The sequence below is a fragment of the Helicobacter suis genome, from assembly GCF_902196135.1.
Taxonomy (GTDB): Bacteria; Campylobacterota; Campylobacteria; order Campylobacterales; family Helicobacteraceae; genus Helicobacter; species Helicobacter suis_A.
In genome coordinates this window covers 89,605-112,019 of record NZ_CABIKE010000004.1, presented here as the reverse complement: position 1 = coordinate 112,019, position 22,415 = coordinate 89,605, and the positions used below count along the sequence as shown (strand labels likewise).

The following is a 22,415-nucleotide window of genomic DNA, read 5'->3' as shown; positions in this document are numbered from 1 at the left end:
ACGGCCGTCCTCATTTTGATAACACATCATAGCGGTGCGGCTTTCTAACAAACCTTGTTGATCTAGATTATGGCTGCCTTTGTTGCTAGCGTGTTTGTTGCCTAGAGCCTAGAGATTGTTTTTAATTTTTGTATGAAAGTAGCGCTTACAGGGTAGTTTCTATCTGTGCGCTTAAATACTTAGCGCTTGGTAAATACATGAGCTATTTAGAAAATCTAAGTATCCCACCACTAGTGGCCAAAAGCCCCGATTTGGAAAAAAATAGCGTAGAAAGATTGTTAGATAATTTGGAGGATTTGCGATCGGCTTCTGTAGGTGTGTTTGGGAGTGATGATCAAATAGACTTGTTGACTGGCTCAGTAGATAAAGATGCCTTTTTGAGTTTTATAAGGTATTGTGATGAATGCATTAGTAAGGTGATTAATGGGCAAGTGCTAGCCGGTAATGCGGTAGAAAAGGGCACACAAGCACTAGGCACGGTACATGAAAATGTAGGCCGATCGTTTTTAGAATTTGACGCGCGCTTTATCTCAGTGGCGCTAAATGAGGCGCTAAAAGAGGCCTTTAAATTATATTTAGATCCAATCCCGCCCTTTGTGTTGAGCCTTGATACTAACACCGAAGTGGATGAGGCAAGACAGGTACAGGTTTATAAAGCCCTTTATGATATGGGCTTGCAAGTAGATTTAGAGACTTTGCAAAAGGCCTTTAATGTGCCTTTAACCCGTATTCAACCGGGGTTAAATGGCGGTTTAACGCAAGTTAATAGCATTCAAAAACAGATAACGGAAAAGCCTCCCGCGTTAGATTTAGGGGTTGATGAAAGCGAAATTTTAGAATTATTAGATCAAGTGGCGGGAGCGTTGTAGTTATTCCACTTCGTTTTGTATATCTTGAATTTCTGAAGGGGTCAACTCATAAAGCACCCCGCCATAAGAAACTATTATACTATCTTCCTCCTCTCCGTTTCCCGGGGCCCAACTAAAATATTTAATGCGTACACCTCTCCAAATTTTGCCGTCTTTAAAAATAATCTTAATTTGATTGCTATAGCTTCCGTAATCTCTATTAATCATGTTTATCACCTAGCGCAACCGGCACAATATGAAAGCCCTTTTTGTTAAAGTGTAGCTTACTTTTATACACCTTAACCGGAGCTTTTGACTTGTCAAAAAACGGCAAAACTACGCCCTCAAAATCAGGGTGGCTAATAATGCCATGTTTATTCCACTTATCACTAGTTATTAGGTCAATCTCTAAACTTTCCTTTATCCACTCCCTAACCTGCTCAATACTTGGCGCTTTTGTGTAATAACTGCGGCCTTGTATGTATCCGGGGCTATCTAAAACATGCTTTTCTTGCTTTTTATTTAAGCTTAGTAAAGATAGCGCGCTTTTGATTGTATTTAGCACTCTTTGAGTGAAGGGATAGGGTTTTTCATTTGGGAGGCGCTGAGCTAACTTATCAAAATCTAGACTTTGGATTTTAAAGCCCTCTTTTAAGGGAGGCGCCTCCTTGAAGTGCTCTAAACTGGTTAATTCTGTACCTTGAATCTCAAGCTCATACCAGCACCCTAACTTCTGCCCTACTAGTTTTCTTGTGTTGCCTTGAGTACCATAGAACTCACAATCAAGGGTTTGTTAATAGGCCTATTTGATCTAGTTTTGTTGCTTTAAAATTTCCCAGTTTGAATCAAAAGTTTTCAAGGCAGATTGATAAAATAATGGCAACGATAATAACGCTCGCCGAGTTTAGAATCGTTTAATAAGGCGTGTAATTTGTCATTATCAAGGGGTTTTTCTTGTAAAAAGCGTTTGAGGAGTGCTTTATCCCTATAGCTTTTAATTTGGGGTTTTAGACTTCTAAAAAAGGCACTCTTAAGGACTTTTTGTTGATCTATTTGGGTACTGCAACCCAAAAGAATATCATGGAGAAATACAGAAATTTGCTTTTTTTGATCTAATTCTTGATAGTGCTCAGCTAAAACATGGAAATAAGCCTTTTGCATGCGTTTGCAACGGGTTTGTTCTGCTTGATTGATGATAAGATGTGCCCCCAATTCGTTAAATAAGTCGTTTTTAGCGCAGTAGTTTAAAAGAGTGTAGTAAGACTCTCTTGGCTTTGTGGGGTCTTTAGCATATGCCTCTTGGGTGTTTTTAAGCGCGGCCAAAACATCGCTTCTTTTGATCTCAACCCCATTTGGCAAAGGTGAGCCATGGATATCTTGAGAGGAAATAACTGAATCTGTAGTAGTTGGGGCAGGGGCGGGTTTTTTAGGTGCTTTACCCCCAAATTGCTGTTCTAATTGTTGTTCTTCTTTTTTCTCATGCTCTTGAGGTGTATCTAGCATCACAGGTTCCATGCGGGTGTAATAAGTAGGTGGACTATTATCATCGTCATCATCATCAGCTTGTAGCCCTTGGTGGGTTTGTTTGAGCGAGTTTTCATGATCTGAGGAAAGAGGGGACATCATCATCATAGGAAAAAGTGCGCCCATTCCCATGCACCCTAAAAAAATCCACACACAAAGAAGACCCACTATATAGCGCATGGGGTTGTCTTACCCAAAAGATGTTCTAAATAAGTGATGATTTGCATAATGCTTTGATTGGATTTAACATGCCCTGTAATGGCGCGCAACATGGATCGTTGCTGTAGTAGAGAGGATAATTGATTAGGATTTTTTAAAACACTTAAAAGTTTTAAGGCTTTATTAACATAATCTTTTGGATTAAAGGCTATCACGCTTTGGCTCTCATAGTGGTAAGCTTTTTGGTACTCATCTAATGAAATATGATAATCCTCACAGCATTTTTCAAGAGTTTTAAAGTGGGTTTTAACAAACTTTTCAAACGCATTTATCCGTTCCTCTGGCGTGCTCTCTGATAGGGTTAAAACAAGTTTATTTTTGCTCATAAACTCAGATTTACTTTCACCCTGATGCATAGGAAAAGTGTCTAAAAATAAATCAATCACATGCCCGTATAAATGGGCGTTAACATAGCCAACAAACTGGAAGCGATTTAATAAGTCGCTGGGGAGGTGTAGATCCAAACACAGGGCTTTTAGTTTTTCTAAAATGATCTTTTGATCGCCTATCCCGCATGCTAAATAGATAGCCTTAGGCGCTTGTTGTAAAATTTCTAGCACACTTTGTAAAAATTCTAGCGAATCTAATTTGGTGAGCCTTCCAATTGTACCTAAAATTTGTGTTTGTGTATCTGGAGCATAAAGGGCGCGGGTTTTTTCAATGAGGCGTTGGCTATGGTTATCTAGGGGAGGGTTATAAAAGAAAGAAAGCATGGGCGCGTAGATACCCAAATAAGAAATATTGCCTTCTTGATAAAGCCCTATGGTAGGGGCGATGTGGGTGATATACCCTTCTAAAGTATCAAGACAGTAAGCTTTATTGCCATGGCTATAATAAATCTGCACGGGTGCGCTGCGCGTAGCAAGTAAAAAATCGCTAATGCCATAGCCATTATTAGGGCTAATGAGGATATGGACGCGGTGGGCATAGAGGATTTCTTTAAGCTTTAATGCTTTTTCTAAATGGCTTTGATAAAAAAGATCTTGGGGGAGTGTTTTATTAATTGAGATCACCTCTATACCTCCCTCAAAACCGCCATATTGCCCCAAGTTTTCTAGGAGTGTGATACATTCTAAATCATTGGGGCTTTTTTCATCATAATCCATACTAAAAACCTTAAAGATAAAACGATCTCTAAAGGCTTGGTGTTTTAAGAGCATAGCAAATAAACTACACTCTACCTTAAATGGAGAATTTTCTACAAGACGATCTTTTAACACACCAATTACGATCTTATGCGATTCTTCAGGGTTAAAACTAGGGTAATCTTTCCCCCGTTTTTGTGTTTCTATTTTTAAAAGTTTAGGATAAAAGCGCGCAGCAAGGGCACTAATATTTGTGTTAAAATCCGCCCACTCATCTGCTTGACTAAAGGCATTCCCGCATACATGATAGATCATAAACTGCGTGAATAAGGCGCTATCTAGTTGCCCATCTTCTAAAAGAGCTTTAAATAAATCTTTATAAGTAGGGTAAAGATCAAGCCATGCCTTAGAGGCAAAATAGGTTTTAACATTCCAAAGCAAGTGTAATTGGGCATTAAGAATATTACGCTGGACTTTGGGGGTTAGGGTTAAAAAATAGGGAGGGGATAGTAATTCTACTAAGATTTTTTGAGGCAGGCTAAAGGGGATTTGCAAGTAGTCTAAGAGTTTATCTACAAAGGCACTATAATGGGTTAGAAAAGCGCTATCTTTTAAACAAAGTTGGCGGATTAAAAAATCTAGGGCTTCTAGTTTAGATCCAGATAAAATCAGGCATGCACAGGCTAATTCAAAAAAAAGCCGTTCTTCTGCTGTGTTTTGGCTATTTTGCATGCCCTTTATAGCTAAGTTAGCATAGTCTTTAAAGCTATGATCTATAGCTATATCATCTGGAATGAGGGGGGCTAAATAAAGAGTATGAATAGATAAAACTTCTGCGTGTTTGAGTAATTCCATGCTCTTTTTTTGGAAAATGCCAAACACTTCTAAACTTTGCTTAGCTGTCATGGGCGTACTTGGCAAGCTCTCTAAACTAGCCTCTAGGAAAAATAAACCCTGACTATCCACAAGCCCCCGGTAAAAAGAGTCAAAATCTGGCATTAGGGCACATCTACAATCGTGGCGTAAAATAGCATGCTTTTAAAATCCTCAATCTGGAGGAGTGCTTTTTTGTAAACATAGTGGTTTTCAACACTAGCAATTGTGCCCACATAAATATTAGGGCTAAAGATATGATCAAGTCCACTGGTAAAAACTTGATCGCCTGCTTTAATGGGCGCATAGGCAGGTAAAAAGTTGATATAACTCTTAGAAGATTCATTGCTAACAAAGCCATAATAGATTTTGCCCCCGCTTTTAATCATCACGCTATAACTCATCTGTGAATCTCCATGTAAGAGCCCTACAAAGCGCCCTTCTCTTTGCACGACGGTACCTAATACGCGGTTAAAGGCCACCATGCCTAAAATTTTATCCTTAGGGTAGGGTTTTTTGATGTCTAAAAACACTTGATAGGGGTTATCTAAGGAGACAAAACCATAAATACGCGTAAGGGTGAAAGTAGGCTCAGGGAGTAGATTATCTAAATCAAGGGTTTGATTGGGCGTACAAATATCGCCTTTGCTGGAAAAAAGTGGCTGGGGCTGGTTAGCCTTAGCATGTTTTTCTTGGAGTTTTTCTAAATCATAAACCTCTAAAGCTAAGGCTTGGTTACGGGCGTTTAAATTGGCATAGGCTAGTTTGAGCTGTTCATAGGCATGGGTTTGCTTTTTGTAATCTGCAACCATTTGGGCCTGCTCAAAGTGTTTTTGATAGGCTAAGGTTATATCATCTTTAATATCTAGGAAAACAACTTTAATCTTATCGCTTATAAAACTACTAGAACCTTTAATATCTAACCAATAAAGCACCCCAAAGATCACAATTAAGATCAGAAGGGTACGCCAACTGCTCAAAAGACTAAATATCTCCTAGGCTGCTTAATAAATCCAAATCCTCAATGGCTTTACTCGTGCCTCTGGCTACGGCTAATAAGGGCTCTTCACCCACAAATACGGGTAATTTAATAATATTGCTCAAATATTTATCTAAACCTCTAATAAGCGCCCCCCCACCTGTAAGTACCACGCCATTTTCTACTAAATCTCTAGCTAGATCCGGTTTAACCTCTTCAAGCACCGATCGCAACGCATTACTAATTTCTCTTAACTGCTCTTTAATTGCCTCGCGTACATCTTCGCTATTAAGTTCAATGGTGTTTAAAATCCCGCTTATTTGATCGCGCCCACTCACCTCCATTGTTAAAGGGGGGTTTAGCTCAATAGCCGAACCAATTGCAATTTTAATTTCCTCACCGGTGCGCTCCCCAATTTGCAAGTTATAAGTTTTGCGGACATAATCTACAATACTAGCATCTAACTTATTACCCGCCACTCTAATACTCTTACTCACCACTAACCCGCCTAAGCTAATCACCCCAATTTCAGTTGTACCCCCGCCAATATCTACAATCAAACTCCCTCGTGGATCTTTTACCGGTAAACCCGCCCCAATAGCAGCTGCCATAGGTTCTTCAATCAAAAACACCTCTCTAGCCCCTGCACTCATCGCGCTCTCTTTAACCGCCTTACGCTCTACACTAGTTAGACCATAGGGTACACAAACCATGATACGGGGGCGGATTAGAGATTTGCGTTTATGGGCTTTTTCAATGAAATAGCGAATCATTTTCTCGGTGATATTAAAATCGGCGATCACTCCATCTTTCATGGGGCGAATGGCTTGTACACCGGCTGGGGTTTTACCAATCATTTCTTTAGCCTCACTCCCCACCGCTAAAACTTCCTCCATGTGATCGTACTTATTCAGTTTAACCGCCACAATGGAGGGCTCATTGATGATAATACCCTGCCCTTTGACAGAAACCACCGTATTAGCCGTCCCTAAATCAATGGCCACATCGTGGGAAAAGACACCAATTAATTTATCTAGTATCATAGAACTCTTTCATGTTGGATTTACTGGCCTTTAAGAGGGCATGAGCAAGGGCTTATTTTTTTTAATGTAAAGCGGTTTATCTTGTTTAAGCACGCACTCTTTAGTGATGATGACTTGGTAATCCTTGAGATTAGGTAAATCAAACATAATATCTAAACCAAAACTTTCAATAATTGCCCTGAGACCACGCGCCCCTACCTTGCGCTTAATGGCTAAATTGGCAATTTCCTCAACAGCTTCCTCTTCAAAAACCAACTCCACGCCATCCATTTTAAAAAGCGCTTGGTATTGTTTGATCAGCGCATTTTTAGGTTTTTGTAAAATATCTACCATAGCCTCTTTAGAAATGGGTTTTAAAGTAGAAATAACCGGCAAACGGCCGATGAGTTCAGGAATTAAGCCATAAGAGATTAAATCTTCTGGTTCAACTAGGTGCAAAATATCCTCTAATTCCTCTTTGGTTTTTTTCTCATTGCCAAAACCTAATACATTGCTGTGGATGCGCCGTTTGATCACATCAATGATCCCATCAAAAGCCCCACCACAGATAAATAAAATATTGGTCGTATCAATCTGAACAAAGTTTTCATTAGGGTGTTTGCGCCCCCCTTTGGGGCTGACATTGACCACAGCCCCTTCAATGATCTTTAAAAGCGCTTGCTGTACTCCCTCACCAGAAACATCGCGGGTAATGGAGCGGTTTTCTGAAAGGCGCGCGATTTTATCAATCTCATCAATAAAAACAATCCCCTTTTGCGCCCTCTCTACATCTCCATCGCTAGCCTGCAACAAACGGGTTAAAATGTTTTCTACATCTTCTCCTACATAACCTGCCTCTGTTAAACTAGTTGCATCGCTAATGGCAATGGGTACATTTAAAAAGCGCGCTAGAGTTTGTGCCATTAAAGTTTTACCACTACCAGTAGGCCCTACTAATAAAATGTTAGACTTAGAAATTTCTACTTCTTGCGTGTTTGAATCGCGGGTTTCTTGGTAATGCAAGCGTTTATAGTGGTTATACACCGCCACACTTAAAACCCGCTTAGCGTCCTCTTGCCCGATAACATAATGATCTAAGGCTTCTTTTAAAAGTTTAGGAGAGGCAATCATGGCAGGGGTGTTGTTTTTAAGGGGTAAGGGATCTTCTCCTGTGTGCTTGCGCACATCTAAAACACTGGTGTGTAGTTCTGTGTGGAGTTCTTTATAAAGATATTCCACGCAGTACTCACAGATATGGATATCCTTACCCGATTTTTTAGAGGAAAACACCAAGCGGCGGTGGTGTTGCAGGGTGTTTTCCGGCTTATTGCAAAAACTGCAGTAACGGGTGTTCATGAATCCTCCTGATCGTTAAAATACCCCGCTTTAATGGCAATGCCTCTATTGCTTTCTAAAACAAATTGGCAAATCTCTTTAGCGTGCGCATTTTCAGGGTATTCTTCTAAAATTTTTGAGGCATTGTCGCGTACAGAAGTGCCATTGATATTAAAAAGCCGTTTATAAAGTATGTTAATAAAATCAATCTCTTTGCGTTCTAAGAGTTTGCGCATGCGGTGGCGATTAAGCCCTCTGATAAAGGCGCGATTACCCTCAGCAATACAAAATGGAGGGATATCTCTACCAAGAGCGCTCGCCCCAGCCACCATGCACCCCTTAGCCAGACGCGTAAATTGGTGGATTGCTGTAAGTCCGCCAATATTGACATGATCGCCAATTTCAATATGCCCGGCTAAAGTTACGCCATTGGCCAAAATACAATGATTGCCAATTTTGCAGTCATGGGCGACATGTACATAAGCCATTAATAAATTATGATTACCAATAATGGTTTCATTTCCTCCACCCTTAGTACCCGTGTTAATCATGCAATATTCGCGGATCAAATTATGTTCCCCGATTACAAGAGTAGAGGGTTCGCCATCGTATTTGAGATCTTGTGGGATCGTACCAAGCGTGGCATAGGGAAAAACAGTTGTGTGGGCTTTAATGGTGGTGCGCCCTAAAAGCGTTACATTGTTATACAGCGTAACCCCCTCCTCTAGTACAACATCCGGTCCAATCACACAAAAAGGACCGATAGTAACAGAAGGGTGGAGGCGCGCTTGTGGATCAATAAGAGCAGTCGGTGCAATGCTCATGTATTAGCCTCGCGATTAACAATCATGGCTTTTAATTCAGCCTCTGCTACAATCTTTTCTGCCACCTTAGCCACACCGCCTACTTGCCAAATCATACCTCTATGTTTTTGAGCACTCAAATGATAATGCAGTTGATCGCCGGGAATCACCGGATTTCTAAATTTTACCCGATCGATGGTCATGAAATACACAAGCTTAGTAGCCGCTACCTCTGGGCTCACCCCAAATAAACTAATAAAGGCCAACAACCCCCCCGCCTGTGCCATGCCCTCTACAATTAGCACTCCCGGATAAATAGGCCTGCTTGGAAAATGCCCTGTAAAAACCTCCTCGTTATAGGTGATGTTTTTAAAGGCATGCACTTCTTTATAAGGCTCTAGGTGCACGATTCGATCTACCAGCAAAAACGGGTAGCGGTGGGGGAGGATTTGGCTAATCATATGGATGTCTAAATTTATAATTCCCTCAGACATTCTTAAACCCTTTTTCCTTAAAACTTACCGCAGAAAAAGGGCTATATTAGCACATCTCAGATTTAAACAAGTTTAAGAGTTAACGGCGCAACTTTGGATACTTAAACTCCACGCGCCCTAAACCTAAAATATGCCCGCGCATCGCATCGTGTAATTGCCCGATAAAGAAAGGTTTTTTTAAATCTAAATGCGCCACATCTAAGGCATAAACTTGGATCAGATAATAGTGATCTTTATCAGGAGGCATGGGTCCAATATAATTGCTATTGGCTAGATTAGAGGCTTGTTTTTGCTCTGCACTCAAAGAAGACACGGCATAACCTTCTGTGAGTGAATTAATCCCTTGATCAATCTGTTTATCCTCTACAGAGGCATTTTCTGCTAGCTTAGTTGCTGTAATATTGCCAACCACCCAGTGGATAAAGGGTCTTCCTTTGCCTCCAGAGGCTGCTGCGTCATAATCAATGAGTTCTAAAGTATAACTTTTAGCCCCAGCTACACTCTCCCAGCTAATTTCAGGCGATCGTCTAGGAATGCCATGGTTGTCTAAAAAACTAGCATCCGCATTCCCGCCAAACTTAGAATCTAAAAACCCGTGTGCATCCGTATGGATAAAAACCTTAAAAAACTGCATGTGTTTTCCTTTGTGTTGGTGTTGTTTAAGATGCATGATCTGATCGCAGTTAGCTACCGCGCCCAACATGCAAGCTAATAAAAAAACCTTTAAAATGCGCATCTTTCTCCTTTGTGTAATTTTTTGCTACTTGTATCCTATGAAGGCACAAAATAACAAGGGAGTATTGTAGTGCCAAAAAAAAACACTTGGTTAATGCAAACGCCTTTTAAGCACCTGTGCCACATCAAAACCGGCATTAAGCCCGACAGCGACGCTAGCCCCTGACTTATAGAGAATATCGCCTATTACAAATAAATTAGCGATATTGCTTTCTTGCTCCTCACTCACAACGGGTAAATTGCTCGCATCTAAAGCTACCCCGCATTTTTTTAAAAATTCTAAGGGTGTGGATCCACCAATAGCAAATAAAACCCTGTCATAAATCGCATGCGTGCTATCTTTAAAGTTGACCTTAATTTGCCCCTCACAAGCCTCTAAGCTTTCAATCTCTACGCCTAGCTTTTTAGAGAGATTTTTAGAAAAAGCCTCCTCTAAAGCCTTTAAATTCTCATCATTGACGCGGCTAAAACTGGTTTGTCTGTAATTAAGTGTGGTGGTGTTGGTGCTAGCTAGTGCAATGGCATACTCCACAGCTGAATTACCCCCGCCTACAACTAAAACCTTTTCTTTTTCCTTACAATCATTAATCGTATACACCACTTGGCGCATGATCTCTACGGGAATGGGATAATTTGGGCGATTAGGCTGTCCCATTTTGCCAATAGCAATCACCACACACTTAGCCCGTAGTACTTCATTTTTACCCGTCAAGACCTCAAAAATATCTTGCTTTTTCTGTACGCTTTCTACGGTTGCTTCGTATAGAGTAGGGGTTTTATACTTTTCTAAAACCCGCTCAAACACTAGCAAAGTTTCCTCTTTGTCCATGTCTGTAAAAGGAATATTCCCCTTGATCTCTACCACCTGTTTGCGATAATCCTTATCCACCCGTTTATGCGCTTTGTAATACTTGCGTATCATCCCACAACATCGCTCATCTTTTTCACAAAGCAAAACCTTTTCAATCCCATTAATCTGGCACTCAACAGCTGCAGCAATCCCACTAGGTCCAGCCCCCACAACCACCACATCATACAACTCACTCATGACTATCCTTTCTTAAGTTTTTTAGCCTCTTCTTCTTTGGCAAGGTTGAGATCCTCAGGACCATCATAAAGCAAGGATTCTAACATCTTTTTCTCATCGCTAAACTGCTTGCCCTTTAAACCCCATAAAAAAATAAGCAAGCCCACTAAACCTAGCGTGAGTGAAACAAAAAGCATTAAAAAAAGCGTGTTGGTGTGCATTTAATTTTGCAAAACCTCTAAGGTTTTTTGATAAATAGCCTCTTGCAGACGCTTAATCTCTTGTGGGCTAAAATCCCCCTCTTTAAGCAGTACAAAGGATACATGATCGCTACGACCTCCACCCTTACTTGTATAGCCTAAATCCTTTGCATGGTTTTTTAACGCCTCTAGCAAAACGCGCATATCCGCTTCTCCAACTGATTTTAACACCCACTCCAAACAGCCTTTTTGTAAATTATGATACTGGAAAAGTGCTACTAAAGACTCTTGCCTACTTTTATAAAGATCAACAAAGGCAAAAAAATCATCTAAATGTTCTTTTAATCCTTTTAGCACGGCTAAAGGAAAATTTTGTCCGGGGATAGAGTGCAAAGTGGGTTTTTGGGCGGGCTTAACAGGGCTTTTGGGGTTTTGTTTGTGATCTAGGGCTTTTAAAATATCATGGGTTTTAAGCCTTTGGCGCGCCTCTTTAAGAATACGCCTCTCTTGTGCAATAAAATCATAATACGCCTCCCCACACACCGCCTCAATGCGCCTAACCCCCGCACTCACACTAGAAACTTTTATAATAGCAAAGCCTCCAATTTGTGCACTATTTTGCACATGTACCCCCCCGCAGGCCTCAACACTCCCTGCAATTTTAACCACCCGCACCTGCTCTAAATACTTATCCTCAAAAAGCATGATAGCCCCGCTTTCTTTTGCCTGCAAGGCCTGCATATTTTCCACGCTTGTGGGCATGGCTAGGGCGATTTTAGCATTCACAAAGGCTTCTATCTGCTCTATTTCTGTATCCTCTAAATTGCGGTAAAAGCTAAAATCAAAGCGCAAACGGCTAGGTTCAATGTGGCTACCCTTTTGCTGGATTTCTACTTTTTTGTTTTCCTCTCTAGCCTTTTTGCCTAAAATTTCACGCAAGGCAAGATGTAGTAAATGCGTGGCGCTGTGGTGTTTGGCAATCTCTAAGCGATGACTCACCTCAGCAACCACGCTATCACCTACTCCTAAATTAGCCCCCTCTACTAACTCTATAAGACTAATATTAATTTCTCCTATCTTTTGGGTATCTAAAACTTGGGCAAGTAAAATTTGGTTAGTATTTAAAATCACCCCTCTATCCCCGATGGGTCCGCCTCCTTGCGCATAAAATGGGGTTTTATCTAGCACTAAAAAAGCCCTATTAGCCTCCTTTAAATAGAACGCTAAGACTTTAGCCTGCACACTCTCACACTCATAACCCACAAACACATTAGGCATAAGCGCGCTTAAATCTAAATTTTTAAACCCCTCTTTGGCATGGCTTTGTTTAAACTGGGATCGTTGCTGCTGCTCTTGCATGCAGGCTTGGTACTCTTCTAGATTGACCGTGATATTCTTATGGCGGAGCATGTCCATAGTTAAATCCAACGGAAAACCATAGGTATCATAAAGCTTAAAAGCCACTGCTCCGCTGAAACTAGAACCGCTACACTCTTTTAAAGCGCTTTCAAATAAATGCATGCCCTTATCTAAAGTGGCTAAAAATAACTCCTCCTCTGCTTTACACTCAGCCTCTATACTCTCTTTATGTTCTGCAAGCAAGGGATAATCTGGCATTAAGCCACATAGATAGCCTAAAATTTTGTAGAAAAAAGGCTCTTCTAGCTGTTTTTGTTGGGCTTGTTTGAGCAAATAGCCATGTCTAAGTGCGCGTCTTAAAATGCGGCGCAAAACATAACCCCGCCCCGTATTTTCAAAATATACCCCCATTGCTAGTAAAAACCCCACACTTCTAGCGTGATCGGCTAGCACTCTAAAAGATTCAAGATGATCTGTATAATTTAGATCAAAAACTTCTTCAATGCGAGAAATTAATGACCTAAAAAGCGAACTATCAAAGTTATTTTGCACCCCTTCTAAAAGCGCTTGTACCCTTTCTAAACCCATACCTGTATCAATACAGGGGCGCTCTAGTGGGGTTAAAACCCCCGCGCTTGAGCGCTCATACTGCATAAAAACTAAATTCCAGATTTCTAAAAAGCGATCCCCCTCCCCTCCAAAATAATCCTCCGGAGAATGAAAATATTTTTCCCCCTGATCAATATAAATTTCACTGCAATACCCACAAGGTCCTACATCAGCCATTTGCCAAAAATTATCCGCATCGCCCATAGTTTTAATGTGGCTAGTGGGCACGAACTTTTGCCACAATTTATAAGCCTCTTGATCTTTTTCATGCACACTAATGTAAATATCTTTTGAATCAAAGTTTAAATGGCGGTGTACAAATTCAAAAGCATAGGCAATCGCCTCCTCTTTAAAATAATCAAAAAAGGAAAAATTACCCAGCATTTCAAATAAAGTATGGTGGCGGTTGGTATAGCCCACATTTTCCAAATCATTATGTTTGCCCCCTGCGCGCATGCATAACTGGGCGCTAGTGGCCTTATTACAAAAGGGTTTGGCTTTGCCTAAGAAAATATCTTTAAATTGCACCATGCCGGCATTGGTAAAGAGTAAAGAAGCATCTTGGGGCACTAAACTCGAGCTAGGCACGAGTAAGTGATTAAGATTTTTAAAATACTCCAGAAAAGCTTTTTTAATATCCATGTCCCTTACCCGTTAAATATTTTTAACCTTAAAAATCTAAGTTACGCAAAATTTTAGCTTAAGAAAGTACTTTAACATAATTTTAGGCTTTTGGTGTCCATTAAATGCTCTTTTAGCTGGTTGTTTTATCACTTTAAGAGGGTTAAAAAAAATGCGCTAGACATAGAGCTTTTTACTTTTCCCTAACACTAGTTCAGACAAGTTATGAAACATAGCCCCTTGATATACCCCAGCACAAAGTTTTTTAAAGGTTTTTATAGCCAAGCCATAACAAGGGTGTTTTAAGACTCACCAACGCAATTTACCCGTACGATCTGGGTTTTCCAAAATGTTTTGGACATCTTGCATGGTTTTCACAGATAATCTATCCCCATAAAGTTGGCAAATCCCATCTAAGGCCTCATAAATTTTACCCCCATCACAGCGTGCATAGGCACTCTGATAATCCCTAAAACACACATCTAAAGCCATCAAACGTTCTTGATGGATAGAGGCGATCAAAGCTTCTAGCTCTTCTCTTTTAGCCATAAGGGCGGGCAAGTGTGCTTCTACCAATTGGGCAATTTCTTCAGCTCTAAGTTTAGCGCGATCTCTAGCTGCCAACGCTCCAAATAAAGAATCTAGAGCCATATCAATACTTCTATGGCTCACTACCACTGCAAACGCCCCTGCTACAATGGCCAAGATGGGCGCAACAAAGGGAGCTAGAGCAGGGACGACTAGGGCTAACTTAGCCTCTAAGCTCCTTTCTAACCCCACAACAGCTACGACCCACGCTGCACTTAAAAGGGATTTGAGAATGGTTTTAAGTAAATCTTTAAAGCTTGTGATTTCCCCCTTGATATAAGAGACAATGCCATTATAAATAGAGTTACCTGCGCTTCTTAGAGCATGCCAAAGTTGTCTTAAAGATCCAGCAATGTTTTTAAAAATTTGCCCCACAATGCCCACTACTACATCAATTGCCCCAAACCCTGCCCCTCTCATAAAAGTGGCTTTAAAAGTTTCTAGTGTTTTGTTTAAAAGCCGTTTGATCCGCTCTAAAATAGAGGTGTCTGTATCCATAGGATGTTTGGCATACATGTCCTTGATCTCCCACACAATCCCACTTGCCAAAGTGGACAGACTCGCCACAATCGCATCGCTCAAACCTGCTTGGGCAATGTGTGCGCTAGCAGCTAGGCTTTGAGTCATCAGTGCTGTCGCTCTAGGGTTTTCACACATAAGGCGGTTAGTCAAGTTATTAGCTTGGAGTTTTTCTAAAGCTCTTTGTGCTTTCTGTGCTTTAGTGCCCCCTTTTGCCACCATTTTTTCTAGGTTTTCTTTGTGGTGTTTGTAGTCCTCATAGGGCATTCTCAAATCCACCCCACTCTCTAGGTAGCGATCCTCTAACAACCCCTCCGTGTTTTTGATCACCTTGAGTTGGGCGGTGTTGATGACATGGCCTTGTTTATTTAGGGTAGCTGTGTCTGTAGTGGGGTGGTTGGTGCGGGCTAGTTCATCTAGCGCGCCACTAAAATCCATGTGTTTTACCTCATCTCCATAAAAGGCTAGAATGTGCTCTACCTTATCTCGATCTTTTGGCTCCAAGTTTTCTAGTTTCTTGCCACTTTCTAAAATACCTCTAACCTTCCTAATGTCGGCTAATGTATCTGTGGTGTAAGTTTTATTCCCTGTGTTAGAAAATGCGTCTTTAATGTTGCGTTGTCCTATGTCTAATTCTTCAAAGGTTTGTCCGAAATAGCTGGGGTTGTTATGGTGTTTTGCATAAGATCTAAAGCTGTCCGCACTAGCCACCACACTTGCCCCATAAGCTCCATAAGTGTTGAGGCTAAAAATATTAAGCCCCAAGCGTGCTAAAGTTTGTGTGCCAATTTCCTCAATCACTTCCTCGTAAAAGGCTTTAGTTACCATGTGTACTCCTTTCAACCCCATTTAGCTTGGATGTTATCCATCAAATCTTGGCATGCCTCTCTGTGCTCTTTGATCTCTTGAGTTAGCGGATCGTCATCGTGCATAAGAGGTGCACTGATAATAGTGGTTAGAGTTTCTGCCTGCTGAATAAGGGTTTTAATCTGTTCTTGTTCTTCTCCACTCCATTTGTGGCAATCAAATCCCTTAGCCTCCATGCATTGCTCAACAACATCCAAAACTTCTACAAAAGTCACATTAAGATCAAGCAAAGCAGCGATTTTCTCCTGGGCTCTATTACAAAGATTATGCCAAGCAAGCCCTTCAGCTTCCATGCATTCACAAGCAGCGCACACACTATGATAGTAACTCTGGGCATCATCTTTCCTCTCCTCTGCTTTATTCGCAAAGACAGAAGCTGTTACCGCAATAACAGGCGCAGCCACAAGCCCCCCTAAAACTAAACTACCCGCCGCCATGCCAAACCCCCCAGCTGCCAAACTCCCTCCTCCAAACCACGCTAGAGTGGCGTTGGTTGCTGCTGCTCCACTTAAAACACTCAAAGCTGTACCCGTAGAAGCACTCCCCACTAAGCCAGCCGCTCCCCAAGCTCCAAAGCCAGCTATCGCCCCCGCTGCTGCAGAACCCGCTACAGAATTTAACATCGTCTCTAAATCAACAATAGCACTGCATACGCCTCCTAAATGTTGCAAACTTTCTTTATCAACAATTTTTTGCCAGTTTACATCATCCTTAATTTTGCATTTATCAACAATGTCCTTATAGCGTTCTAAGGAAGTGTTGACAATCATTTTTTGCAGATTCCCTAGTTTCTCAAAGGCCTTTTGGGCACTGCCCTGCGCTTCTTCTAACTTTTGCTTAGATTTTCCATGATGGCTTCGTGCGCGCTGATGCCACTCCTCTGCTTCTTTGACATTCTCATAGGCATCCACTCCCTTTTTAACTCCATATCCCGCAATCGCTAACGCTATCCCCCCTAAAATAAATGGTAAAGGCATCTTTCTCTCCTTGCTAAATTCTCAACGACTCTTCTACACCCTCTTTTTCTTGCAAGATTTTGCAAGCTTCTATGTTGAGGGCGTAAAATTCCTCTAGGCTGTAGTGTTTGTAAAACACCTTCTCATACATGGCATCGATCCTGCAAATTTGAGGGCGATTTGCATAGATCAAACACCGCTGGGTTTTTTGATCCAAATGGCAACATACTCCATTACCTAGATCAAAAGGGGCTAATTCTTTCACCCCACTGATATTGCGGCAACACGCTCCACAAATGGTGCAAGGAAAGCCCATGTTTTATAACTGGATTAAATTCTTGCCCTGATCGGCAAGCACCAACATAGCCTTAGTCCAATCTGCATAAACATTGGCAAGCTTAGGTTTTAAGCCAAAGGTTTTAATCATGGTATCTAAAACCGCCTTTTCGCCCTCGTGCAAGGACTCTAAATGGGCGAGGCGATCGGCCATCGCTAAGGCCATTGTTTCTAACAACACGATCTTTTGGTGATCCTTTTGTTTGAAAATAGAAAGTGTTTCTTTCAGATCAAATGTTTCTGCATGATAAACAACATCCTCTATTTGCATTTCCACGCAATAAGTCGCGATCACACCCTTTTGTGCGTCTGAAAAATCGTGATTACTCCATGCAAAATGGTGGGCGATCTGTAAAAACGCCTTTTTCTCTTCTACACTTAACGCGCCCAAAAACATACAAACTCCTTTAAGATTTAATGGCGCTATTTTATCACCCCCCCCCCCCCCCCCCCCTGTCAAGTCGGGGCGCAAGAATAGTTAAAAAAGCGCGCATACAGCGCTATTTTGCATGGGTTAAGTAAGCTACTTGCCCTCCAAAGAGCCCTCTACCAACAAGAATTTAAAAAGGCTTTATTAAAAATTGATCATGTAATTAGCATAAACGGCTATATTGCGTCTAAAAGTGAGGGTTTGCTTATAAGTCTTTCATTATCATTTGTAATCTTGACAAAGTAGCGCAAAACTAGCTATAATGTGAGTTTATTTTGCTGGCTTAGCTCAATTGGTAGAGCAGCTGCCTTGTAAGCAGCAGGTTGGGGGTTCAAGTCCCTTAGCCAGCTCCAGGTGAGGTACTCAAGTGGCCAACGAGGGCAGACTGTAAATCTGCTGACTTAGTCTTCCGTGGTTCGAATCCACGCCTCACCACCATGCGGGAATAGCTCAGTTGGCTAGAGCATCAGCCTTCCAAGCTGAGGGTCGCGGGTTCGAGCCCCGTTTCCCGCTCCAGTTTAGGGAGAGTGCCCATATAGCTCAGGGGTAGAGCACTTCCTTGGTAAGGAAGAGGTCGGCGGTTCAATCCCGCTTATGGGCTCCAGTGTGAGTCCCCTAGCACGCGCTTATTTATAAAATTTTAGAGGAGTTATCCAATGGCAAAAGCAAAATTTGAAAGAAACAAGCCCCATGTCAATGTGGGCACCATCGGGCATGTAGACCATGGCAAAACCACCTTGAGCGCGGCAATTTCAGCTGTGTTGTCTTTAAAAGGTTTGGCAGAACTCAAGGATTATGACAACATTGACAACGCCCCTGAGGAAAAAGAAAGAGGGATTACTATTGCTACCTCTCATATTGAATACGCTACAGAAAACCGCCACTACGCCCATGTAGACTGCCCCGGCCATGCTGACTATGTTAAAAACATGATCACCGGTGCAGCCCAAATGGATGGCGCGATTTTAGTGGTTTCAGCCGCTGATGGCCCCATGCCTCAAACCCGCGAGCACATTCTTTTAGCCCGCCAAGTGGGTGTGCCCCATATCGTGGTGTTTTTGAATAAACAAGACATGGTAGATGATCAAGAACTCTTAGACTTGGTAGAAATGGAAGTACGCGAACTTTTAAGCACCTATGAATTCCCCGGAGATGACACCCCCATTATTGCCGGCTCTGCTCTTAAAGCCTTAGAAGAGGCTAAATCTGGAAGCATTGGTACATGGGGTGAAAAAGTGCTTAAACTCATGGAAGAAGTGGATAAATACATCCCTACCCCTGAGCGCGATACTGAAAAGGCCTTTTTGATGCCTGTAGAAGATGTGTTTTCTATCGCGGGTCGTGGTACTGTGGTTACTGGTAGGATTGAGCGGGGCATGGTTAAAATTGGGGATGAAGTAGAAATTGTAGGGATCAAACCCACCCAAAAAACCACCGTTACGGGTATTGAGATGTTTAGAAAAGAACTAGACAAAGGTGAAGCGGGGGATAATGTGGGCATTTTGCTTAGAGGCACTAAAAAAGAGGAAGTTTTCCGCGGTATGGTGCTTTGTAAACCCGGATCCATCACACCCCATAAAAAATTTGAGGGCGAAGTGTATGTGCTCTCCAAAGAGGAAGGCGGACGGCACACTCCCTTTTTTAACGGCTATCGCCCCCAATTTTATGTCCGCACCACAGATGTTACCGGTTCTATCTCACTACCAGAAGGCACTGAGATGATCATGCCCGGAGATAATACAAAAATTGTAGTGGAGCTTATTAATCCCATTGCGCTAGAGCTTGGCACTAAATTTGCTATCCGCGAAGGGGGTAAAACCGTGGGCGCGGGCGTGGTTACTAAGATTGTAGAATAGGGGCTTTCATGAAAGTCAAGGTTGGGTTGAAGTGTGCGGATTGTGCTGAGATTAATTACAGCACAACCAAAAACGCTAAAACCAAAACAGAAAAACTGGAGCTCAAAAAGTTTTGTCCTCGTGAAAATAAACACACGGTGCATAAAGAAGTCAAGCTAAAAAGTAGCTAAGCAAAGAGGGGGGTGCAAAGGTCAGTAGCTCCAATGGTAGAGCGTCGGTCTCCAAAACCGATTGTTGGGGGTTCGAGTCCCTCCTGGCCTGCCAAGGGGTGAACATTAAAGTAGGTGGCATGAAGAAGTTATTATCACAATATAGACTGACAAAAGAAGAGCTATCAAAGGTGATTTTTCCACTCAAAGAGCAGATTAGAAACGCCTTAATATCTGTTCTGATCGTGGTAACCATTATCACGCTGTTTTTGACTTTGATTGATTTTGTTTTGTCCTCTTTTGTCGCTAGCATTCTTTAGGGGGAAGCTGTGGGCATGGAATGGTATGCAATCCAGACTTACTCAGGTAGCGAGCAGTCTGTTAAAAAGGCCGTTGAAAACATGGTACGCGAAAATGGCATTGCTAATCGGGTAGAAAAGGTAATTGTGCCTACTGAAGATGTGATTGAACTCTCTAAAAAGGGTAAAAATAAAGTTACAGAGCGTAGTTTGTACCCGGGTTATGTTTTTATTAAGGTAGATTTAGACACGGTGCTTTGGCATAAAATCCAGTCTCTGCCAAAAGTGAGCCGTTTTATTGGTGAGAGCAAAAAACCCACGCCTTTAAGCGATGCAGATATTGGCAATATCTTAGAAAAGATGGCCAATCGCGCCGCGCCTAAACCTAAAATTTATTACGAAAAGGGTGAGGTGGTGCGCATTGTAGAGGGGCCTTTTGCTAACTTTACAGCCACGGTTGAGGAGTATGATGTGGAACATAGAAAACTCAAACTCAGTGTGTCTATTTTTGGGCGCAATACACTGATTGATATTTTATATTCACAGGTAGAAAAAATCATTTAAGGAGAGTGCATGGCAAAAAAAGTTGTCGGCCAGATTAAATTGCAAGTCCCCGCAGGTAAGGCCAATCCTTCCCCCCCCATTGGACCCGCTCTAGGCCAAAGAGGGGTGAATATCATGGAATTTTGCAAGGCTTTTAATGAGAAAACTAAGGATATGGGTAGTTTTAATATCCCGGTGATTATCACGGTGTATCAAGATAAGAGTTTTACTTTTATCACTAAAAAACCCCCGGTTACAGATTTGATCAAAAAGGCTAGCGGGGTGGCTAAGGGCTCAGATAATCCACTAAAAAATAAGGTGGGCAAACTGACCATGCAACAGGTAGAGGAGATCGCACAAAATAAAATGGAAGATCTCAACACCACCACCCTAGAGGCGGCTAAAAAAATTGTGATGGGCAGTGCTAAGAGTATGGGCATTGAGATAGAAGGATAAACATGGCAAAGATAGCAAAGCGTTTGCAAAAATTAGCAGACAAGTTTGAAAAGGATAAAATTTATAGCTTGGAGGAGGGCGTAGGAGTGCTTAAATCTCTGGCTTCGGCTAAGTTTGATGAAAGCGTGGAGGTGGCGTTGCGTTTAGGAGTAGACCCAAGACATGCCGATCAAATGGTGCGTGGGGCGGTGGTTTTACCCCATGGCACAGGGAAAAAAGTACGGGTAGCTGTTTTTGCTAAAGATGTTAAACTAGATGAGGCCAAAGAAGCGGGTGCAGATATTGTAGGGGGCGAGGATTTAGCTGAGGAGATTAAAAATGGCAATACAAACTTTGATATGGTTATTGCCACTCCGGACATGATGGCTGTTGTGGGGAAAGTGGGGCGTATTTTAGGCCCTAAGGGTTTAATGCCAAATCCTAAAACCGGCACGGTAACGATGGATATTAAAAAGGCTGTGAGCAATGCTAAAAGCGGGCAGGTGAATTTCCGTGTGGATAAAAAGGGCAATGTACACGCCCCCGTTGGTAAGGTGAGTTTCACAGAGGAGCAGATCAAAGAAAACATGCTGGCTTTGGTGCGCGCGATTAATCGCTTAAAACCCAATACTGCCAAAGGCAAGTATATTAGAAATAGTGTCATGTCCCTTACGATGTCTCCGGGCGTGCAACTCAACTCCCAAGAACTCATGGATGTGAAATAGTTCATCTTAAACTGAAGAAACAAGGGCTTTTGGCTTAATTTACTTTGTAGCCTTGTGGAAGTTGGTTGGAAAGGAGGAAATCTTGAATAGAGAGCAAAAACAAGAACTTGTAGCGCGTTTGAGGGATTCTTTTAGTACGATGCAGGCTTTAGTGGTGTGTGATTATAAGGGTTTGGGTGTGCAGCATTTAGAAAAACTGCGCAATTTAGCCCGCGTGCAGGGTATTTCTGTGCAGGTGATTAAAAATACCCTTGCCTTGTTAGCACTAAAAGAGGCAAATTTGGGCGTTTTAAACCTCAAAGAGAACAATGTTTTTATCTGGGGCGCTGATCAGATCGCGCTTTCTAAACTGGTCATGGGTTTTGCTAAAGATCACAAGGATCATTTTGTGATCAAGGCTGGGATCTATGAGCAACAGGCTGTAGATAGTACGCATATAGAGGCCATCTCTAAATTGCCAAGCAAACAAGAACTCATTGGCATGCTATTATCGGTTTGGAGTGCGCCTGCTAGGTATTTTGTTACAGGTCTAGACAATTTGAGAAAGTCAAAAGAACAAGAATAAAGGACAGATTATGGCTATTGGAAAAGAGGAAGTTTTAGAGTACATCGCAAACCTGAGTGTTTTAGAACTCTCTGAGCTCGTCAAAGAGTTTGAGGAAAAATTTGGTGTGAGTGCAGCGCCTACTATGGTAGCCGGGGCTGTGGCTGGAGCTGTAACAGAGGCTGTAGAGGAAAAAACCGAGTTTAGCGTGTCTCTAGTAGAAACCGGGGCTGAGAAAATTAAGGTTATTAAGGTGGTACGCGAAATTACCGGGCTAGGTCTTAAAGAGGCTAAAGAGGCTACCGAGAAAACCCCGCATGTGCTTAAAGAGGCGGTGAATAAAGAAGAGGCTGAGGTGATTAAAAAGAAATTAGAAGAGGTGGGGGCTAAAGCAGAAATCAAGTAGTCTTAAAGGAGGGGTTGAAGGCGCGTTTT

26 protein-coding genes and 5 tRNA genes are annotated in these 22,415 nt (G+C 41.9%); 14 read left to right on the top strand and 17 right to left on the bottom strand.

Annotation, left to right across the window (positions count from 1 at the left end; translation table 11 throughout):
- The first annotated feature begins 128 nt into the window (after positions 1 to 128).
- Positions 129 to 869, top strand: coding sequence for a phage portal protein family protein (locus G6Q06_RS04025; protein WP_275896949.1), 741 nt, complete (start codon positions 129 to 131; stop codon positions 867 to 869).
- Here the strand turns inward: G6Q06_RS04025 and G6Q06_RS04020 are convergent, their stop codons facing one another.
- The 17 genes from G6Q06_RS04020 to G6Q06_RS03940 form a co-directional block, all read right to left on the bottom strand.
- A complete protein-coding gene (locus tag G6Q06_RS04020) occupies positions 870 to 1,076 on the bottom strand; it encodes a hypothetical protein (protein WP_163565794.1) in 207 nt (68 codons plus the stop codon).
- Positions 1,069 to 1,413, bottom strand: a complete 345-nt coding sequence (locus tag G6Q06_RS08840) for a polymorphic toxin type 50 domain-containing protein (RefSeq protein ID WP_163565793.1) — start codon at positions 1,411 to 1,413, stop codon at positions 1,069 to 1,071. Before G6Q06_RS08840 ends, G6Q06_RS04020 begins: the two co-directional genes overlap by 8 nt.
- 290 nt (positions 1,414 to 1,703) lie before the next feature.
- Positions 1,704 to 2,552, bottom strand: a complete 849-nt coding sequence (locus tag G6Q06_RS04010; RefSeq protein WP_163565792.1) for a hypothetical protein — start codon at positions 2,550 to 2,552, stop codon at positions 1,704 to 1,706.
- Positions 2,540 to 4,675 (bottom strand): glycosyltransferase family 4 protein, encoded by a 2,136-nt coding sequence (locus tag G6Q06_RS04005; protein WP_163565791.1) that lies wholly within the window; start codon positions 4,673 to 4,675, stop codon positions 2,540 to 2,542. The genes G6Q06_RS04010 and G6Q06_RS04005 overlap by 13 nt, the downstream gene beginning before the upstream one ends.
- A complete protein-coding gene (locus G6Q06_RS04000) occupies positions 4,675 to 5,529 on the bottom strand; it encodes a rod shape-determining protein MreC (RefSeq protein WP_240329199.1) in 855 nt (284 codons plus the stop codon). The genes G6Q06_RS04005 and G6Q06_RS04000 overlap by 1 nt, the downstream gene beginning before the upstream one ends.
- Positions 5,530 to 5,533: 4 nt before the next feature.
- Complete coding sequence (locus G6Q06_RS03995; RefSeq protein ID WP_006564795.1) at positions 5,534 to 6,571, bottom strand: rod shape-determining protein; 1,038 nt, start codon at positions 6,569 to 6,571, stop codon at positions 5,534 to 5,536.
- A 30-nt stretch (positions 6,572 to 6,601) separates the two neighbouring features.
- Complete coding sequence (gene clpX / locus G6Q06_RS03990) at positions 6,602 to 7,906, bottom strand: ATP-dependent protease ATP-binding subunit ClpX (protein WP_163533543.1); 1,305 nt, start codon at positions 7,904 to 7,906, stop codon at positions 6,602 to 6,604.
- The gene (gene lpxA, locus G6Q06_RS03985) at positions 7,903 to 8,709 is read right to left on the bottom strand and encodes an acyl-ACP--UDP-N-acetylglucosamine O-acyltransferase (RefSeq protein WP_163565790.1); all 807 of its coding nucleotides are present in this window, start codon (positions 8,707 to 8,709) and stop codon (positions 7,903 to 7,905) included. The genes clpX and lpxA overlap by 4 nt, the downstream gene beginning before the upstream one ends.
- On the bottom strand, positions 8,706 to 9,182 hold the full coding sequence (fabZ, locus tag G6Q06_RS03980; RefSeq protein WP_163565789.1) for a 3-hydroxyacyl-ACP dehydratase FabZ: 477 nt from the start codon (positions 9,180 to 9,182) through the stop codon (positions 8,706 to 8,708). Before fabZ ends, lpxA begins: the two co-directional genes overlap by 4 nt.
- 79 nt (positions 9,183 to 9,261) lie before the next feature.
- Entirely contained in the window at positions 9,262 to 9,885 is a 624-nt protein-coding gene (locus G6Q06_RS03975) for a YbhB/YbcL family Raf kinase inhibitor-like protein (protein ID WP_163565805.1), read from the bottom strand.
- A gap of 123 nt (positions 9,886 to 10,008) precedes the next feature.
- Positions 10,009 to 10,965 carry an NAD(P)-binding domain-containing protein gene (locus G6Q06_RS03970; RefSeq protein WP_163533540.1) on the bottom strand — a complete coding sequence of 319 codons (957 nt, stop codon included), beginning with the start codon at positions 10,963 to 10,965 and terminating at the stop codon, positions 10,009 to 10,011.
- A gap of 2 nt (positions 10,966 to 10,967) precedes the next feature.
- Positions 10,968 to 11,165, bottom strand: a complete 198-nt coding sequence (ccoS, locus tag G6Q06_RS03965) for a cbb3-type cytochrome oxidase assembly protein CcoS (RefSeq protein ID WP_163499115.1) — start codon at positions 11,163 to 11,165, stop codon at positions 10,968 to 10,970.
- Complete coding sequence (gene alaS, locus G6Q06_RS03960; protein WP_163565788.1) at positions 11,166 to 13,754, bottom strand: alanine--tRNA ligase; 2,589 nt, start codon at positions 13,752 to 13,754, stop codon at positions 11,166 to 11,168.
- 288 nt (positions 13,755 to 14,042) lie between these two features.
- Positions 14,043 to 15,668 (bottom strand): hypothetical protein, encoded by a 1,626-nt coding sequence (locus G6Q06_RS03955; protein WP_163565787.1) that lies wholly within the window; start codon positions 15,666 to 15,668, stop codon positions 14,043 to 14,045.
- Positions 15,669 to 15,679: 11 nt separating this feature from the next.
- Positions 15,680 to 16,684, bottom strand: coding sequence for a hypothetical protein (locus G6Q06_RS03950; RefSeq protein ID WP_163565786.1), 1,005 nt, complete (start codon positions 16,682 to 16,684; stop codon positions 15,680 to 15,682).
- Positions 16,685 to 16,697: 13 nt separating this feature from the next.
- A complete protein-coding gene (locus G6Q06_RS03945; RefSeq protein ID WP_163533532.1) occupies positions 16,698 to 16,979 on the bottom strand; it encodes a YkgJ family cysteine cluster protein in 282 nt (93 codons plus the stop codon).
- 3 nt (positions 16,980 to 16,982) lie between these two features.
- Positions 16,983 to 17,396 (bottom strand): hypothetical protein, encoded by a 414-nt coding sequence (locus G6Q06_RS03940; RefSeq protein ID WP_163533531.1) that lies wholly within the window; start codon positions 17,394 to 17,396, stop codon positions 16,983 to 16,985.
- Positions 17,397 to 17,706: 310 nt separating this feature from the next.
- Between G6Q06_RS03940 and G6Q06_RS03935 the strand changes: the two genes are divergently transcribed.
- The 13 genes from G6Q06_RS03935 to rplL all read left to right on the top strand — a co-directional run bounded on the left by G6Q06_RS03935 (position 17,707) and on the right by rplL (position 22,386).
- Positions 17,707 to 17,782: transfer RNA gene (locus tag G6Q06_RS03935), tRNA-Thr, on the top strand.
- A tRNA-Tyr gene (locus tag G6Q06_RS03930) sits at positions 17,783 to 17,867 on the top strand.
- 1 nt (position 17,868) lies between these two features.
- Positions 17,869 to 17,945, top strand: a tRNA-Gly gene (locus G6Q06_RS03925).
- A 13-nt stretch (positions 17,946 to 17,958) separates the two neighbouring features.
- Positions 17,959 to 18,033, top strand: a tRNA-Thr gene (locus G6Q06_RS03920).
- A gap of 52 nt (positions 18,034 to 18,085) precedes the next feature.
- Complete coding sequence (gene tuf, locus G6Q06_RS03915) at positions 18,086 to 19,285, top strand: elongation factor Tu (protein ID WP_163533530.1); 1,200 nt, start codon at positions 18,086 to 18,088, stop codon at positions 19,283 to 19,285.
- 8 nt (positions 19,286 to 19,293) lie between these two features.
- The gene (gene rpmG / locus G6Q06_RS03910; RefSeq protein ID WP_006564787.1) at positions 19,294 to 19,455 is read left to right on the top strand and encodes a 50S ribosomal protein L33; all 162 of its coding nucleotides are present in this window, start codon (positions 19,294 to 19,296) and stop codon (positions 19,453 to 19,455) included.
- Between the two features lie 18 nt (positions 19,456 to 19,473).
- A tRNA-Trp gene (locus G6Q06_RS03905) sits at positions 19,474 to 19,549 on the top strand.
- A 25-nt stretch (positions 19,550 to 19,574) separates the two neighbouring features.
- Positions 19,575 to 19,754, top strand: a complete 180-nt coding sequence (gene secE / locus G6Q06_RS03900; protein WP_006564786.1) for a preprotein translocase subunit SecE — start codon at positions 19,575 to 19,577, stop codon at positions 19,752 to 19,754.
- A gap of 15 nt (positions 19,755 to 19,769) precedes the next feature.
- Entirely contained in the window at positions 19,770 to 20,297 is a 528-nt protein-coding gene (nusG, locus tag G6Q06_RS03895; protein WP_006564785.1) for a transcription termination/antitermination protein NusG, read from the top strand.
- A 9-nt stretch (positions 20,298 to 20,306) separates the two neighbouring features.
- Positions 20,307 to 20,732 carry a 50S ribosomal protein L11 gene (gene rplK / locus G6Q06_RS03890; protein WP_006564784.1) on the top strand — a complete coding sequence of 142 codons (426 nt, stop codon included), beginning with the start codon at positions 20,307 to 20,309 and terminating at the stop codon, positions 20,730 to 20,732.
- A gap of 2 nt (positions 20,733 to 20,734) precedes the next feature.
- Positions 20,735 to 21,436, top strand: coding sequence for a 50S ribosomal protein L1 (gene rplA, locus G6Q06_RS03885; protein WP_163564093.1), 702 nt, complete (start codon positions 20,735 to 20,737; stop codon positions 21,434 to 21,436).
- Positions 21,437 to 21,518: 82 nt separating this feature from the next.
- On the top strand, positions 21,519 to 22,001 hold the full coding sequence (gene rplJ / locus G6Q06_RS03880; RefSeq protein ID WP_163565785.1) for a 50S ribosomal protein L10: 483 nt from the start codon (positions 21,519 to 21,521) through the stop codon (positions 21,999 to 22,001).
- A gap of 10 nt (positions 22,002 to 22,011) precedes the next feature.
- A complete protein-coding gene (rplL, locus tag G6Q06_RS03875; RefSeq protein WP_163565784.1) occupies positions 22,012 to 22,386 on the top strand; it encodes a 50S ribosomal protein L7/L12 in 375 nt (124 codons plus the stop codon).
- Positions 22,387 to 22,415: the final 29 nt, after the last annotated feature.